At 68.7% G+C, this 14956-nt stretch carries 13 protein-coding genes; 1 reads left to right on the forward strand and 12 read right to left on the reverse strand.

Annotated elements, in window-relative coordinates:
• Positions 1-187 precede the first annotated feature (187 nt).
• From fdxA to J0J10_RS19570, 5 genes are all read right to left on the reverse strand, one after another.
• On the reverse strand, positions 188-526 hold the full coding sequence (gene fdxA / locus J0J10_RS19550; protein WP_291642373.1) for a ferredoxin FdxA: 339 nt from the start codon (positions 524-526) through the stop codon (positions 188-190).
• A 160-nt stretch (positions 527-686) separates the two neighbouring features.
• On the reverse strand, positions 687-998 hold the full coding sequence (locus tag J0J10_RS19555; RefSeq protein WP_291648411.1) for an RNA-binding S4 domain-containing protein: 312 nt from the start codon (positions 996-998) through the stop codon (positions 687-689).
• Positions 999-1020: 22 nt separating this feature from the next.
• Positions 1021-4365: a helicase-related protein gene (locus tag J0J10_RS19560; RefSeq protein ID WP_291648586.1), complete on the reverse strand. Its 3345-nt coding sequence runs from the start codon at positions 4363-4365 to the stop codon at positions 1021-1023.
• Positions 4366-4683: 318 nt separating this feature from the next.
• Entirely contained in the window at positions 4684-5574 is an 891-nt protein-coding gene (locus J0J10_RS19565; RefSeq protein WP_291648413.1) for an alpha/beta fold hydrolase, read from the reverse strand.
• Positions 5575-5702: 128 nt separating this feature from the next.
• Positions 5703-6530 carry a DUF3108 domain-containing protein gene (locus J0J10_RS19570; protein ID WP_291642367.1) on the reverse strand — a complete coding sequence of 276 codons (828 nt, stop codon included), beginning with the start codon at positions 6528-6530 and terminating at the stop codon, positions 5703-5705.
• Between the two features lie 257 nt (positions 6531-6787).
• On the opposite strand from J0J10_RS19570, the gene rpmB reads away from it, so the two are divergent.
• A complete protein-coding gene (rpmB, locus tag J0J10_RS19575) occupies positions 6788-7075 on the forward strand; it encodes a 50S ribosomal protein L28 (protein ID WP_291648415.1) in 288 nt (95 codons plus the stop codon).
• 181 nt (positions 7076-7256) lie between these two features.
• Here the strand turns inward: rpmB and J0J10_RS19580 are convergent, their stop codons facing one another.
• The 7 genes from J0J10_RS19580 to J0J10_RS19610 form a co-directional block, all read right to left on the reverse strand.
• Positions 7257-8267, reverse strand: coding sequence for an esterase-like activity of phytase family protein (locus J0J10_RS19580; RefSeq protein ID WP_291648417.1), 1011 nt, complete (start codon positions 8265-8267; stop codon positions 7257-7259).
• Positions 8264-10162, reverse strand: a complete 1899-nt coding sequence (gene cobT / locus J0J10_RS19585) for a cobaltochelatase subunit CobT (protein ID WP_291648419.1) — start codon at positions 10160-10162, stop codon at positions 8264-8266. Before cobT ends, J0J10_RS19580 begins: the two co-directional genes overlap by 4 nt.
• 25 nt (positions 10163-10187) lie before the next feature.
• Positions 10188-10538 (reverse strand): GFA family protein, encoded by a 351-nt coding sequence (locus J0J10_RS19590; RefSeq protein WP_291648421.1) that lies wholly within the window; start codon positions 10536-10538, stop codon positions 10188-10190.
• Positions 10539-10605: 67 nt separating this feature from the next.
• Positions 10606-11595: a cobaltochelatase subunit CobS gene (gene cobS, locus J0J10_RS19595; RefSeq protein WP_291638557.1), complete on the reverse strand. Its 990-nt coding sequence runs from the start codon at positions 11593-11595 to the stop codon at positions 10606-10608.
• 284 nt (positions 11596-11879) lie between these two features.
• A complete protein-coding gene (locus J0J10_RS19600; protein ID WP_291648423.1) occupies positions 11880-13016 on the reverse strand; it encodes a glycosyltransferase family protein in 1137 nt (378 codons plus the stop codon).
• Positions 13013-14275 carry a glycosyltransferase gene (locus J0J10_RS19605; RefSeq protein ID WP_291648425.1) on the reverse strand — a complete coding sequence of 421 codons (1263 nt, stop codon included), beginning with the start codon at positions 14273-14275 and terminating at the stop codon, positions 13013-13015. The genes J0J10_RS19600 and J0J10_RS19605 overlap by 4 nt, the downstream gene beginning before the upstream one ends.
• The gene (locus J0J10_RS19610) at positions 14272-14937 is read right to left on the reverse strand and encodes a class I SAM-dependent methyltransferase (protein WP_291648427.1); all 666 of its coding nucleotides are present in this window, start codon (positions 14935-14937) and stop codon (positions 14272-14274) included. Before J0J10_RS19610 ends, J0J10_RS19605 begins: the two co-directional genes overlap by 4 nt.
• Between the last annotated feature and the right edge of the window lie 19 nt (positions 14938-14956).

A 14956-nucleotide genomic window follows, 5' to 3' on the forward strand; every position in this document is an offset into this window, starting at 1 on the left:
GCTCGCTGCGTTTAAGGGGGCGCCCCGATCATGAATTCTCGCAGGGGCAAGCGGAACGAACTCGACTGTGGCAAATGGATACCACAAAAAACGCGCCGAATCAAAGGTAAACGGTTTATGGCCGCGTCAGCGGGCCTGATCGACCCGCCATCCGCAGCCTTGCCATCGACCTGCCCAAACGGCAGGTTCAGTCGCCTTCGCCGGGGTTGGGCGAGAAATGCGCGTCGAGCTTGCCGGGTACGCCGTCGAACTCTTTGGCGTCGGCAGGCGGCTCTTTTTTCTGCGTGATGTTCGGCCAACTCGAAGCATATTTCGAGTTGAGCTGCAGCCAGCTGTCGAGGCCCGGCTCGGTATCAGGCTTGATCGCCTCGGCCGGGCATTCCGGCTCGCAGACGCCGCAATCGATGCACTCGTCGGGATGGATGACGAGCATGTTCTCGCCTTCGTAGAAACAGTCTACCGGACAGACCTCGACGCAATCCATGTACTTGCACTTGATGCAGTTCTCGGTGACCACATAGGTCATGGCGCTGTCCTTCCGATCGACCGGCGCATCCTTAGAACCGGGCGAGAGAGTGTTTCAAGGCCGGAATTCGGCCGGAAACGGGATAGAAATTCTGCCGGAACGGGCGTTCCGGAAACATTCTGGCGGGCCGCGCCAACGCCGGCCGCACAATTCTCGCGATCTATCCCTTCGGTTCTCCCGGCGCAAGCGACGCATCGCCGCGCTGGTCGCCGCCGAGCACCTCGTAAAGCGTCCGCGCCTGCTCGTAGGAGCCGCGGCGCTCGCCGAGCGCACGCAACGCCACGACCAGCGTCGCATGCGGGAGAGCCAGCGTCAGGACATCCCCGAGCTTGAGCCCGAGCGCCGGATTCTCGATACGCTTGCCTGCAACCCGGACATGGCCGTCCTCCACCAGACGCACGGCGGCGGAGCGGTTGCGGGCGAAGCGCGCGAACCAGAGCCATTTGTCGAGACGTTGCCGGTCCTCGCGCAATCGCGGCCCTCGTCCTGATGCCTCAGCCCTTACGCCCGTCGCCACCTTCGAGCTGCGCCTTCAGGGCGAGCAGCTTGGCGAAAGGCGAATCCGGATCCGGCTGGCGCTCGGCGGCACGCGGCTTGGCCGGCGCCTGGAAACGCTGCTCCTTGCCGCCGCGCTCGTCGCGACGCGGACCACCGCCCGGCCGCCCCTCATTGCGCCTGAACTCCGGCCGCGGACCGCGCTCGGGTCGGTTGCTGCCTTCCGGCCGGCCGCCGCGCCCCTGCCGCTCCGGCGCACCGCCCGCCGCCTCCGCAGCGGGAGCCTGCCCGCCGGCCGTCGGGCGTTGGCCGTTCCAGCCGCCTTCGCGCCAGCGATTGCGATTCGGCCGCTGGCCACCTTCGGGACGCGGTCCGCCTCCGGCTTCGCCAGCCGGCGCCGCTGCGCCCTGCTGGCCGGGGCGACGGTCCTGGCGACGCCCGCGGGCGCCCTGCTCCGGCCGCCTTCCGCCCTGGTGCCGATGCGGGCGCCAGACCTCGATCAGCTCCGGTTCGGCCGGCTTGGCAGGTTCCTCGGCGGGAGCTGCGCTCGCCGGCGCTTCCGAAGCAGCCGCCTCGGCCGGGGCCGGTTCGGACATGTCGGACTGCTCGCCCTCGGCGGTGGCCGCGATGGCCTCACCAGGCGCGGCCGCGATCTCGGCCTCGGTGAGCACAGGCGCATCCGGCGTTTCGCTCAGCGTGGCTTCCGGCGCCTCGCCCTCGGAAGCCGAAGCTTCGGACGGGGCCTCTGCATCCAGGGCGTCGGGGCTCTCGGCCACAACCGTCTCGGCTGCGACCTCGCCCTCACCCTCCGGCGCAGCCTCGACCTCAGTGGCCGGGGCCGCCACGATAGGCTCCGGCGTCGCCGCGAGCGGCACGGTGATCGCCGGCCCCGCCCGCTTCACCGAGACATAGCCGAGCGAGCGCAGGATCGAGGCGAAGTCTTCGCCGGCGCAGCCGACGAGCGAGGTCATCGCGCCGGTGGCGACGAAGCCGTCCTGATCGGCGGCGCCCGCCGGCGGCTGGCCGAGCGTGACGCCGGGGCGATAGGCGATAGCCGGGCGAATCAGATCGGCCAAGCGCTCGAGAATGTCGACGCGCACCGCCCGTTCGCCGCAGACGCGATAGCCGGCGGCGCGATAGAGCCCCTTCGGCACGTCCTTGTTGGCCGGGAAGGAGGTCCGGCCGGACGAGGCGAGATGGGCGATGTCGTCCAGCCCGCCCTGCTCCGGTCCATCATGCTTCAGCGCCCAGAGCTGGGCTGCGAGCGCCCGCGGTGCCGGCTTCAGCAGGGCCGGCACATAGAGATGGAAGGCGCCGAAGCGCATGCCGAGCTGGCGCAGGCCCGCCCGCCCCTCCTGGTCGAGGGTCTTCATCTCCTCGCCGACCTTGGCGCGCTCGAGCACGCCCAGCGCCTCGGCCGCCTGGAAGGCGATGCCGCGCGCGATGCCGGTCAGGCTCGTGGCCTCCTCGAGCACCTGCAGCGGCCCGAGCAGCTTGGTGATGTGATTCTTCAGCCAGAGCGTCAGCCGATTCTCGACCTGCTCGCGCGCCGGCCCGGTCAGATGCTCCTCGACCAGCAGACGCAGGCGCGGCTCCAGCACCTTATCGCCGGCGACGAGGCGCGCCACCGGCTCGCCGACCCAGCGGATGAAACCGTCATGCGACAGGACGAAGGCCTCGTCGCCGGCGAGCACGACGCGCGAGGCGCGCGCCTCCATCTCGCTGGCGAGCGCCTTCATCGCGGCGGCGTTCAGCGCCTTGGCTTCGGGGCCGCCGGCCTTGGGATCCGCCGTAAAGCGGAACCCCTGCAGCAACCCGACATGCTGGCCCTCGACGAGCACGTCGCCCGCCGCAGTGACCTCAGCTTCCAACATCGCATTCTCCCGCAGGCGACGCATCAACACGCTCGTGCGCCGATCGACGAAACGGCTGGCGAGCCTTTCGTGCAAAGCGTCCGACAGCTTGTCCTCTACAAGACGCGCCACCCCCTGCCAATGCTCTGGATCAGGCAACCAGTCGGGACGGTTCGCCACGAAGGTCCAGGTTCGGACCTGCGCGATGCGCGCCGACAGCGTGTCGATCTCGCCATCGGTGCGGTCGAGCGCATCGAGCTGGCGCCGATACCAGTCCGGATCGAGACGGCCATGCCGCATCAGCCGAAGATACAGCATCGTCGCGAGGTCGGCATGCTGCATGGGCGCGATCTTGCGATAATCTGGCAGGCCGCAGACCTCCCAGAGCCGTTCGACCGCCGGCCTGCCCTGCGCCAGCCTCGCGACATCATGGTCGCGCGCCAGGATTTCCAGCGTGGTCATGTCCTCGGCGATCAGGGCACGGGTCAGGCCCTGCTCCTGCGGCTGCCGGTTCAGGCTGTCGAGCAGCCCTTGGACCGAGCGCAGGTCTAGATCGGAATTGCGCCATTGCAGCTGGCGAATCGGCTCGAAACGGTGATTCTCGATCGCTTCGACCAGTTCGGCATCGAAGGGTGGCGCCCGCCCGGTGGTGCCGAAAGTGCCGTCGCGCAGATGCCGGCCGGCCCGGCCGGCGATCTGGCCGAACTCGGCCGGATGCAGCTTGCGGAAATGATGGCCGTCGAACTTGCTGTCGCCGGCGAAGGCGATGTGGTCGACATCGAGATTGAGGCCCATGCCGATCGCGTCGGTGGCGACGAGATAGTCGACATCGCCGGACTGGTAGATCTCGACCTGGGCATTGCGCGTACGTGGCGAGAGCGCGCCGAGCACCACGGCCGCCCCGCCCTTCTGCCGGCGGATCAGCTCGGCGATGGCGTAGACTTCCTCGGCCGAGAAGGCGACGATCGCCGAGCGCCGCGGCAGACGGGTGATCTTGCGGTCGCCGGCGAAGGTCAGGTTCGAGAGCCGCGGCCGCGTCACCACATTCGCGCCGGGGATCAGGTGCTCGACGAGCGGCCGCATCGTGCCGGCGCCGATCAGCATGGTCTCGGCCCGGCCGCGGTGATTCAGCAGCCGGTCGGAGAAGACATGGCCGCGGTCGAGATCGGCGGCGAGCTGGATCTCGTCGACGGCGACGAAATCGACGGCAAGGTCACGCGGCATCGCCTCGACCGTGCAGACCCAGAAGCGCGGCCGCTCCGGCTTGATCTTCTCCTCACCGGTGACGAGCGCCACCGCCTCCGGGCCGACCCTCTCGACGACGCGCTGGTAGACCTCGCGCGCCAGCAGACGCAGCGGCAGGCCGATCATCCCCGTGGGATGGGCGATCATCCGCTCGATGGCGAGATGGGTCTTGCCCGTATTGGTCGGGCCGAGCACCGCAGTGACACCGCGTGCGCGGAGCGAAGGCGGAAGAGAGCGGGGTTGGATCAAGACGCTGGAGCTTTCCTGCAGCCTGCGCGGCGAAATACCGAGCCAGCCCTACCGGGTCGGGCGCCCCAAGGGCAACCCGCGCCGTGAACAGAACGAGTCCGGAACGAAGCGAGGCCGAATCGCTGACTCCCGCAGAATCAGGTTTCGTTCACGGCGAGATGTTGCGGCAAGCGATTCAATAACCACAAGATTTTGAATCGCCCTTGATGTCCGTCCTTCGCCGACTTGCGCGCGCGAGGGCCGCTTTCGCTCATGTAGGCCTCCTGCACGGGAAGGCGAGAGGCAAAGGCGAAAATAGTCGCGCACCCCGTCAGTTCAGTCGGCGAAGACTTCGGTGAACACCTCGGCCGCCTCGTCCGGCGCCTCGACATGGACGAAATGACCGGCATTCTCGCAATAGGTCACTTCGACATCGTCGAAATAATAGGGCAGGAACGCGCTCCATTCGGCTTTCAGGATCGGGTCGTGGCGGCCCCAATGCACGCGCGTCGGCTGATGGATCGGCACCGATGGCGGCGGATGGCCGTCGATGGCGGCGATCCGGGCCGCGTTCTGGCTGCGGTACCAGTCGAAGCCGCCACGCAGATTGCCGGGCTTCAGGAAGTTCTCGACCCAGCGGTCGAAGACCGGTGCGAAGGCGTCCTTGCGATGGCACCAATGCGTCAGGAAGTGCCCGAGATAGAGCGCGCAGGCCTCGCGGCTGGAGCCGATCAGTTGCTCGGCCAGCGGCAATTGCTGGAAGGACTGGTACCAGATCTCGTTGACATGGCCCTCCCGCACCCAGGCCGAGCCGACGCTCGGCGTCGGGCAGTTGAAGAACAGGAGCTTCTCGACCCGCTGCGGGTGGCGCCGCGCCAGGCCCTGGGCGACATAGGCACCGACATCATGGCCGACGACCCCGACCGGTCCGAGCCCGAGCCCCTCGAGCAAGGCTGCGATATCGTCGGCATGGCTGTTGGCCCCGACATCGCTGCGTGGCGCGGGCGATTTGGCGCTGTCGCCGAAGCCGCGCAGATCGGGCGCGACCAGCCGGAACTCGCCATGCAGGCGGTTCATCAAGGGCAGCCAGGTCATCCAGAACTCCGGCCAGCCATGCAGCAGCAGCACGGTCGGCCCGTCGCCGACCTCGGCGACATGAAGCACGGTGTCGCGCACCATCACGTCGCGTCGCCGCAATCCGGGTGGCAAGGCAAAATCGCCGGGCATATCGGCTCCAAGGTCGAATCGCGGCGGGAAGGCTAGCCCCGCGGCAGCCTCAGCGGCAATGCCGCCGCCAGGGCCGCGCATCGCGGTAAGGACGGGCCCGCGCCTGTTAGCGGCCGGCCGCGTCGGGCTCAGTTGCGCGAAGTCGCCGCCGTCACGCCGGGATCGACCTTGAAGCGCGAGGCCTCGATCACCGCAGTACCGATCATCGTCTTCACCGAGATCCGCACCGGCAGCATCATCGTCGTGCCGGCGATCGGCGCGAGCCAGGTCGAGATTTCCTTGTTCTCGGCCATGAACTTGGTGCTCGGCCGCAGCGCCCGGTGGCCGGAGATCGGCACATAGCGCGCCTGGCAGACCGAAACCGGGCCACTGTAGCCGTCGAGCGTGACCTCGCGCGTGCCGGCATAGCTCAGCTTGATGTCGTAGCGCGCCGCGCCGTCGAAGATCGGCAGAGTGCGGTTGCAGGCGGCGGCGCCGGAGTTGCGCCCGCCTTCCACCGGCATCAGGAAAGCGCTGATCGGGTCCATGACATTGCGCCGATGCGCGTCGCTGATCGGTACCCGGTCGGGCTTGGCATCGATCGGCGGCTCGATCTCGACCGCCTGCACGGCATTGCGCTCGAGCGCCATGCGCACGGTGCGGCTCTCGCTCGTGCTCGCGGACGAGATCGCGAAGGTCGCCGGCGAGAGCTTGCCGGCATTGAGATTGCCGGTGGCGGCGCCGGAGCCGCGCCCGCCGGTGAAACCGCCGACGAGCCCGGTCAGCTTGGCCTGGACATCGAGCTTGTAGCGGCTGCCCTCGATGTCGCCGCTCAGGCTGGCCTTGCCGAAGGTCATGCCGAGCAGGGAAACGTCATAGGCGGCATCGAGCGAGGCGGCGCCGGCAGGAAACGCGCCCGCGAGCAGGGCTGCCGCGAGGGCGAGCCCGGACAGGGACGGCGTGAGGGCGGGCTTCATCTCGATGCTCCGGGCGGCGCGACCGTTCGACAGCTCGCTTGCACTGCGAATCGGTCCGAATCGTGACCTGATTAACGGAGTCTGACGGGAGGAGGTTACCGAGATGTTTCCGGCGCCCTATCGTGCAGTTCGCCTTGACGGGCGCTCGGGGCTTGGCTATAGACCCGCCACTTCAATTTGACTTCCGGTGCTCGCCTGCCGGCACGTCGTGTGTCGGCGTTTTGCGTTGGCGTCCTGGAAAGCTTGGGAATGAGATCATGGCTCGCCGTTGCGAACTGACCGGGAAAGCCACCCTGACGGGCCAGCTCGTCAGCCACTCGAACCGTAAGACCAAGACGGTCTTCCGGCCGAACCTCGTCAACGTCACCCTGCAGTCCGACACGCTCGGCCGCTCGGTGCGTCTGCGCGTCTCGGCCAACGCCCTGCGCACCGTCGATCACCGCGGCGGCCTCGACGCCTTCCTCGTCAAGGCTCCGGCCGGCGAGCTGTCGACCGGCGCGCTCGCGCTGAAGCGCGACATCGAGAAGAAGCTCGCCGCCAACTGAGCGGACTCTCCTTCCCGATCGAATGAAGCGGCCGCAAGGCCGCTTTTTTCGTTTGCGCCGTGCACGTCATTCTCGGGCGGAACGCAGCGCAGCCCCGAGGATCTCCTGACGCAAGGGCGCAGGTCGGCGCTTCGTTCGGGCTGAGATGCCCGGGTCAGGGTCCGGGCATGACGAGGCGCTGCTAGTGCGCCAGTTCGAACTCCAGCAGCACCGTCCGCTGCAGGAAGGTCGAGAAATTATCGTCCGAGATCAGGGTGATGATGGTCCGTCCATTCTCCAGATGGACCGCCATGCCCTCCATGTTATCGATTTCCTGGCCGAGGTCGGCCGCGATCAGAATCTGCCCGTCGAGCCGGGCACCCGGCCGCAGCGAGGCTCCGGCGATTCGGCGGATACGCATGCCGACGCCCCGTAGCGGCCGGTACCAGCGCTCCAGCAGCAGCATGTCGCCGCCCGGCAGGAAGGCGAGATCGGTGATGTCGTAGCCGTCGCGGCGAATGACCTGGAAGGTCCCCGGTTGGCGCCCGCCGATGATGAAGCCGCTGGTCGGCTCGTCTTCCTTGCCCGAGCGTTCGGAGATCGCCACCAGGGCGCCGGCGAGCGGATGCCCCGCGGGCACGACGCCGAGCGCCTCCATGCCGCGATTGCTCGGCAGGCGCTTCGCCGCCGGCGGTACCTGCACGATCCGCGCCCGCGCCTCGACGCCATATTTCGCCCAGTCGAAGCGCAGGATGTCATGGGTGCGCTCGACAGCGAGATAGGCGATGCCGTCCTGGATCGCCAGCGCTTCGGTATCGTAATAGCGCGAGCGAGCGAGCGGCCGCCCGGAGACACCGAGCACCGGGGCGATCTCCGCCTGCTCCAACCCGACGAGGCGGCCGTCACGCCGCACGAGCCGTCCCGTCAGCCAGGAGGCCTTGTCGCTCACCGCCACCAGTTGCGTGCCGTCGGGCGAGCGCCAGAGCCCGGAGAAGCCGCCGAAGCGCGGATGGCCGGCGCTGAGCACGAGCCCGCTGCGGAAGACGAGCTGGCCGAAGCGGGTCTTCGTCGGATTGCCCGGCTCGAAGACCGAGAGCGGGCGGGCCGAGACGCTGAGCGAGGAGCGGCCAGGCTCGATCGCCTGGGCGCGCGCGGCCGGCGCCAGCGCAGCCGCGCCGAGACCGGCCAGCAGGCCGCGCCGGCTGAGGCTCATTGCAGACGGCGGGAGACGCGCCCGCCCGTGGCGGCGCCGGCATCCTCTTCGAACAGCTCCGCCAGCTTCTCGGTCATCACCCCGCCGAGCTCCTCGGCATCGACGATGGTGACGGCGCGGCGATAATAGCGGGTGACGTCATGGCCGATGCCGATCGCGATCAGCTCGACCGGTGAGCGGGTCTCGATCTCGGCGATGACATGGCGCAGATGCCGCTCGAGATAGCTACCGGCATTGACCGAGAGCGTGGAATCGTCGACCGGCGCGCCGTCCGAGATCACCATCAGGATCTTGCGCTGCTCCGGCCGCGCCAGCAGGCGCTTATGCGCCCAGTCCAGCGCCTCGCCGTCGATATTCTCCTTGAGCAACCCCTCGCGCATCATCAGCCCGAGATTCTTGCGCGCCCGGCGCCAGGGGGCATCCGCCGCCTTGTAGATGATATGGCGGAGATCGTTGAGACGGCCGGGATTCGCCGGCTTGCCCGATTGCAGCCAGGATTCGCGCGAGAGCCCGCCCTTCCAGGCGCGCGTGGTGAAGCCGAGCAGCTCGACCTTGACGCCGCAGCGCTCCAGCGTGCGCGCCAGGATGTCGGCGCAGGTCGCCGCGACCGTGATCGGCCGGCCGCGCATCGAGCCGGAATTGTCGATCAGCAGCGTCACCACCGTATCGCGGAAATTCGTGTCCGATTCCTGCCGGAAGGAGAGCGGCTGGAACGGGTCGATGATGATGCGCGGCAGGCGCGAGGGATCGAGCGCGCCTTCCTCCAGATCGAACTGCCAGGAGCGGTTCTGCTGCGCCATCAGGCGCCGCTGCAACCGGTTGGCGAGGCGCGCCACGACGCCCTGAAGATGCGCCAACTGCTTGTCGAGATAGGCGCGCAGTCGCGTCAGCTCCTCGGCATCGCAGAGTTCCTCGGCGGTGACGATCTCGTCGAACTTGGTCGAATAGGCCTTGTAGTCGGTCTGCGGCCGCTCATTGGCGCGGCTGTCGCGCGGGCGCGGCGCCTCGCCGGCTTCCTCGGCCTCGGAGCTGTCATCCTCCTCGTCCCAGTCGCCGGCCGGTGCGTCGGCGGCCTCGGAGGCCCCCTCCTGCATCTCCTCTGCGGCGTCCTCGCTGACCTCGGTCTCGGAACGCTCGCCCTGGCTCTCCTGCTCGGCCTCGCCTTCCTGCTGCTCCTGGTCCTCCGAGGACTGGTCGTTCTCGTCCTCGTCCTCCTCGTCGTCCTGGCCCTGGCTGGTCTGCTCGGCCATGTCGAGCGAGGCCAGCATGTCGCGGACGGTACGGGCGAAGCCGCGCTGGTCCTCGACCGATCTGGCGAGCCGGTCGAGATCGGCGCCGGCCTTGCCCTCGACCTCCTCGCGCCAGAGCTCGACCAGCTTCTGCGCCGCCTTGGGCGGCTTCAACCCGGTCAGGCGCTCGCGCACCATCAGGGCGAGCGCGTCCTCGAGCGGCGCGTCGGCGCGGTCGGTGATCTCCTCATAGCGTCCGCCGCGGTGATAGCGGTCCTCGAGCATGGCACCGATATTGCCGGCCATGCCGGCCATCCGGCGCGAGCCGAGCGATTCGACGCGCGCCTGCTCGACGGCGTCGAACACGGCGCGGGCGGCGTCGCCCTCGGGCGCGGCGCGGCGATGGATCGAGGCATCATGGCAGGCGAGCCTGAGCGCCATCGAATCGGCATGGCCGCGCAGGATCGCGACGTCCTGGGCGGTGAGCTTGCGCGGAGGCTCGGGCAGGCGGGCGCGCTCGCCGACCAGGGAGGGTTTGTCAGCAGCGAAGACGATCTCCATCTCCGGCTTGCGCGCAATCGCCTTCATCGCGCCGGAGACGGCACGCTTCAACGGTTCGGCTGGCGCTTCCTTGGGCGTGCCGGGCTTGCGGTTGGAGATGGACAAGGCCTTGCGGTCTCCCTGGCTGGGTTCAGCGCGAGCGCCCGTCATAGGCGGTGCTGTTGAGCTCGGTCGGCTCGACGCCGGCGAGGCAGCGGGCGTTGACCGCGACCATCTGCGTGCCGTCCGGCATCTCGCCGCGCGCGAAGGATTCGATGCCGCAGCTCTCGCAGAACAGATGCTGGATTGTCTGCGTGTTGAAGCGGTACTCGGTCAGCGCGTCCTCGCCCTTGGTCAGGGTGAAGTTCTGCGCTGGGGTGAAGGCCAGCACCGAGCCTCGGCGCTGGCAATAGGAGCAGTTGCAGGTGATCGTCTGCCCGAGATCGGCTTCGACCTCATAGGCGACCCGTCCACAATGGCAGCTGCCTTCGTAGCGCGCCATCACCTGCCTCCTCCGCTTGGGCCTGCCCCGCCGCGGACCTGCGGCGGCGGTCCGGACTGCCCCTCGCCTAGCTCAGCACGACGTTGACGGCGCTCTCCGGCAAGTCCTTGCCGAAGGAACGCTGGAAGAACTCGGCCACAAGCGCCCGCTCCATCTCGTCGCACTTGTTGAGGAAGGTGACGCGGAAGGCGAAGCCGATATCGCCGAAGATCGCCGCGTTCTCGGCCCAGGTGATCACCGTGCGCGGGCTCATCACCGTCGAGAGATCGCCGTTCATGAAGGCGTTGCGGGTGAGGTCGGCGACGCGCACCATCTTGTTGACGATGTCCTTGCCCTCGGGCGAGGTCTGGTAGTGCTTCGACTTGGCGAGGACGATCGCAACCTCGTTGTCGTGCGGCAGATAGTTCAGCGTGGTGACGATCGACCAGCGGTCCATCTGGCCCTGGTTGATCTGCTGGGTGCCGTGATAGAGGCCCGAAGTGTCGCCGAGGCCGACCGTGTTGGCGGTGGCGAACAGCCGGAAGGCGGGGTGCGGGCGGATGACGCGCTTCTGATCGAGCAGGGTGAGCTTGCCCGACTGCTCGAGCACGCGCTGGATCACGAACATCACGTCCGGGCGGCCGGCATCGTACTCGTCGAAGACCAGCGCGATGTTGTTCTGCAGCGCCCAGGGCAGGATGCCGTCCTGGAACTCGGTGATCTGCTTGCCTTCCTTCAGCACGATCGCGTCCTTGCCGACGAGATCGAGGCGGGAGACATGGCTGTCGAGATTGACGCGCACGCAGGGCCAGTTCAGCCGGGCCGCGACCTGCTCGATATGGGTCGACTTGCCGGTGCCGTGATAGCCGGAGATCATCACGCGGCGGTTATGGGCAAAGCCGGCGAGGATGGCGATCGTGGTGTCGCGGTCGAATCGGTAATCCGGATCGAGATCCGGCACATGCGCCTCGGTCTGCGAATAGGCCGGCACTTCCAGGTCGCTGTCGATGCCGAAGACCTGACGAACCGACAGTTTCATGTCCGGCATGCCGGGGGCGGCGGTAGTCGCTGCTGTCATCATTCTTCTCCGGGCGCAGGACAGGCCCGGCGAACACCCGGTGTCCTGGAGCCGACCGAAAGGGAGGCGTGTGCAATCTCATTAGAGCGAAAGCACCGTAGCGGCAATTCGCATGAGGTATTCGCCGGAGGCATGCCGGCACTTCGCCGGGGCGCATTCCTGCGCAGGGCGGATCACATGGCCCATGACCGGTCGCGAAATCGCGATCCACTCGGCCCTCCGCGCGGCTCGCCTTGCGCGGCACCGGTTTCATCCGGCTCGCGGCAGGCCATCACCCCGTTGCCCTAGCGTCGTTTCGTCGCGAGCCTCCGCACCGCCGCGACCGCCCCCGCCGCGCCGTCGAGATCGACCGGAACCCGCTGCGGGCGCCCGCCCGCGAGCGCCTCGTCGATCGCCGCGACGAGCACCCCGGGGCCGGCTTCGGGCCGCAGCAGGCGCGCCAGCCCGGCGCGTTCGAGCGCAGCCGCGCGTATCGCCTGCTCGGTCTCGTTGCCGGCATCGAAGGGCGCGACCAGCGCCCGCGGCCCTGCCTGCACCAGGTCGAGCACGGTGTTGTAGCCGGCCAGGCTGAGGCTGAGCGCGCAGTTGCGCAGCAGGGCCGGGAAATCCGGCCGGGCCCGTTCGACAATCGCGTTCGCCGGCGCCTGCCGCAGGAGAACGGCGAAGTCCGGCTCCGCCACACCATGGCCGACGAGGAGGTGCCAATCCTGTGCCGGCAGCAGCTCCGCCGCCGCCAGAGCGAGCCGGAAGAGCGGCAGCGCCGCCGCCGAGCCGCCACCGGAGACCAGGATCCCGCCGGACGCGGCGGGCGCCTCGGCCACCGGCGCCGGAGCGGCGAGATAGCCGGTATAGTGCAGCCTTTCGGCGAGCGCCGCAGGCACCGGCCAGGAAGCCTCGAGCGGGAGGAGTGCACGGTCGCCATGGACCAGCACCCCGTCGAACAGGTCTTCGAGGCGCCTATGCGCCTCTGCCAGGCGCTCCGGCCGCAGCGGTGCGACCAGCACGTCGCGGATCGAGGAGAGGACGACCACCTGCGGCCGCGCCGCGCGCGCCGCTTCGATCAGCGCCAGGAACTCGCCGGCCAATTGACGCCGACCGAAGGGAAAATGCTCGGTGATGACGATGTCGGGCCGCAGCTCCCGCGCCAGCGCGGCCAGCCCCGCCTCCCGCGCCCCGAGACGCTGCGGCGTCGCCCGCTCCGCTTCCTCGTCGAGCAGATTGCGGAAATCAGTGCCGACGACCCGCACCGGCGGCAATTGCACGAAACGATAGCCATTCGCAGCCCTGCCATCCGGCATGCCGCCGCTGGCGAGCACGACCTCGTATCCGGCCTGCGCCAGCGCCCCGGCCAGATGACGCGCCCGCACCAGATGGCCGATGCCGAGCAGATGCGTCACCGCGATCAGGACGCGGCCGCTCATGGCCCCTTCCCGCGCTCGACCTCCGCCAGCAATGCGGCATGGATCCGGGCCAGCCCCGCCTGCGCCGAGAAATCGGCTTGGAGGCGGGCATGGGCCCCGGCGCCCAGTGCCTCGCGCCGCGACGGGTCGCCGGCCAGGGCTCCGAGCGCGGCCGACAGGGCCGCGACATCGCCCGGCGCGACCAGCAGCCCTTCGCTGTCATGGCGGACGAATTCCGGGATGCCGGCGAAATCGGTCGCGACGATCGCCAGCCCCTGGCTCGCAGCTTCCATCACCACATTGGGCAGCCCGTCTCGGTCGCCGTCGCCAGCCTGTTTGGAGGGCAGCACGAACAGATCGGCCTCGCGCAGCGCCGCCACCACGCCGTCCTGGGCGAGCGCGCCGCGCCATTCGATCCGCCCCGCGAGGCCGAGCGCCTCCGCCTGTGCCTTCAGCACGCCGAGCCTTTCGCCGCCGCCGATATGGGTGAAGCGCCAGGCGAGTCCCGCCGGCAGGGCGGCGAGCGCGTTCAGGAGATCGTCGAAGCCTTTCTTCTCGACGGCGCGGCCGATGCTGAGCAGGCGCACCGGGTCGCCGGCCTCCCCGCCATCGCGCGGCTGCCTCACCGGAGGCGGCGGAAAGCGGGCAAGATCGAGCCCGTGATAGAGCAGCGCCACCTTGTCCGGCCCATCGGCCAGCCGGGCGAGCTCGGCATGGCCGTCCCGGGTGCAGGTCACGCCCCAGCTTGCATCGGCGATCTTCTCGCGCTTTTCCCAATCGGGCGTCGTCCAGATGTCCTTGGCATGGGCCGAGAACGACCAGGACAGCCCGCGGCTGAGCGCGGCATAGCGGATCACCGAAGCCGGCGTGTGCAGGAAATGCACATGCAGATGCCGCGTTCCGGGCGGCAGTTCGCGTGCCATCACCAGGGCCTGGCCGAAGCGGCGCAGCCGGTTGCGCGTCGGATCACGGGCAAGATCGCGCAGGAAGACGCCGAGCAGCCGCAGCAGGCTCGGCCGCGGCAGGGCCGAACCGAGGCCGCGCAGGACGCGCGGCCAGTCGTGATGCAGATATTCCGGCAGATAATGCAGCGGCGCCGCGATCTCCTTGTGCATCAGATGTCTGGCAGCATCGGTCGGATGGCGCAGCGACCAGATCGCGAAAGGCAGGCCACAGCGCTGCAGGGCGAGCAGCTCCTGCGCGATGAAGGTTTCGGAAAGGCGCGGATAGCCTTTCATGGCGATGGCGAGCGGCGGCCCGGCCGGCTTGTCCGCACTCATTTGCGGCCGATCAGCATGAAACGGGTATAATTCTTCGCCGGCAGGGCTCCGGCGAAACTCAGCTCCGACAACCCCGCCTGCTCCCGGAAGGCCTCCAGCGAGGCGACGCAGCTGCGATGGTCGGGCTCGCGAAAATAATCATTCGACTGCAGCACCAGCGGCAATCCGGCCGGCAGGCTCGCCAGCCAGCCCGGCACATCGTCGAGATGCTCGCAACTGGTGTTGACGACGAGGCCGGGCCTTCCGCCCGCGGGATCGGTGAAGTCGAGAGCCATCATATCCGCCGTGACCGCCCGGAAGCGCCCGGAAGCGACGTGCCGATGGTTGAGCACCTCGGCGATCTCGGCACAGCGCGGGTCGAGATCGACGCTCACCACCTGCCGGATCGAAAGCCGCTCATCCGCCAGCAGCATGGCGCCGAGAACTCCATGCCAGGCGCCGAGCACCCAGACCGGGCCATCCGGCCGCGGCATCACCGCGGCCAGGCTGTCGACCAGCCAACGCTTCGAGGCGATCTGCTTGTGATTGAAGGCGATCGAAAGATCGGAAGGCGCGCCCTTGCCGACCAGCCGGGCAAGATCGGCGACGATCGGCTGGTCGGTCAGAGCGGCGACGCCGCGCAGAATGTCGTAAAGAGCGTCGGCGGGCAGCGCGCTGGTCATGCGGGCGATCGGCAGGGCA

The sequence above is a fragment of the Allobosea sp. genome (assembly GCF_017308075.1).
Taxonomy (GTDB): domain Bacteria; phylum Pseudomonadota; class Alphaproteobacteria; order Rhizobiales; family Beijerinckiaceae; genus Allobosea.

Excerpts from the sequence above, each read along its gene's own strand:
- fdxA (WP_291642373.1), bottom strand. The coding sequence starts at position 526 with ATGACCTATGTGGTCACCGAGAACTGCATCAAGTGCAAGTACATGGAT.
- J0J10_RS19565 (WP_291648413.1), bottom strand. The coding sequence starts at position 5,574 with ATGCCCGGCGATTTTGCCTTGCCACCCGGATTGCGGCGACGCGACGTG.
- J0J10_RS19570 (WP_291642367.1), bottom strand. The coding sequence starts at position 6,530 with ATGAAGCCCGCCCTCACGCCGTCCCTGTCCGGGCTCGCCCTCGCGGCA.
- rpmB (WP_291648415.1), top strand. The coding sequence starts at position 6,788 with ATGGCTCGCCGTTGCGAACTGACCGGGAAAGCCACCCTGACGGGCCAG.
- J0J10_RS19580 (WP_291648417.1), bottom strand. The coding sequence starts at position 8,267 with ATGAGCCTCAGCCGGCGCGGCCTGCTGGCCGGTCTCGGCGCGGCTGCG.
- J0J10_RS19590 (WP_291648421.1), bottom strand. The coding sequence starts at position 10,538 with ATGGCGCGCTACGAAGGCAGCTGCCATTGTGGACGGGTCGCCTATGAG.
- cobS (WP_291638557.1), bottom strand. The coding sequence starts at position 11,595 with ATGACAGCAGCGACTACCGCCGCCCCCGGCATGCCGGACATGAAACTG.
- J0J10_RS19600 (WP_291648423.1), bottom strand. The coding sequence starts at position 13,016 with ATGAGCGGCCGCGTCCTGATCGCGGTGACGCATCTGCTCGGCATCGGC.
- J0J10_RS19605 (WP_291648425.1), bottom strand. The coding sequence starts at position 14,275 with ATGAGTGCGGACAAGCCGGCCGGGCCGCCGCTCGCCATCGCCATGAAA.
- J0J10_RS19610 (WP_291648427.1), bottom strand. The coding sequence starts at position 14,937 with ATGACCAGCGCGCTGCCCGCCGACGCTCTTTACGACATTCTGCGCGGC.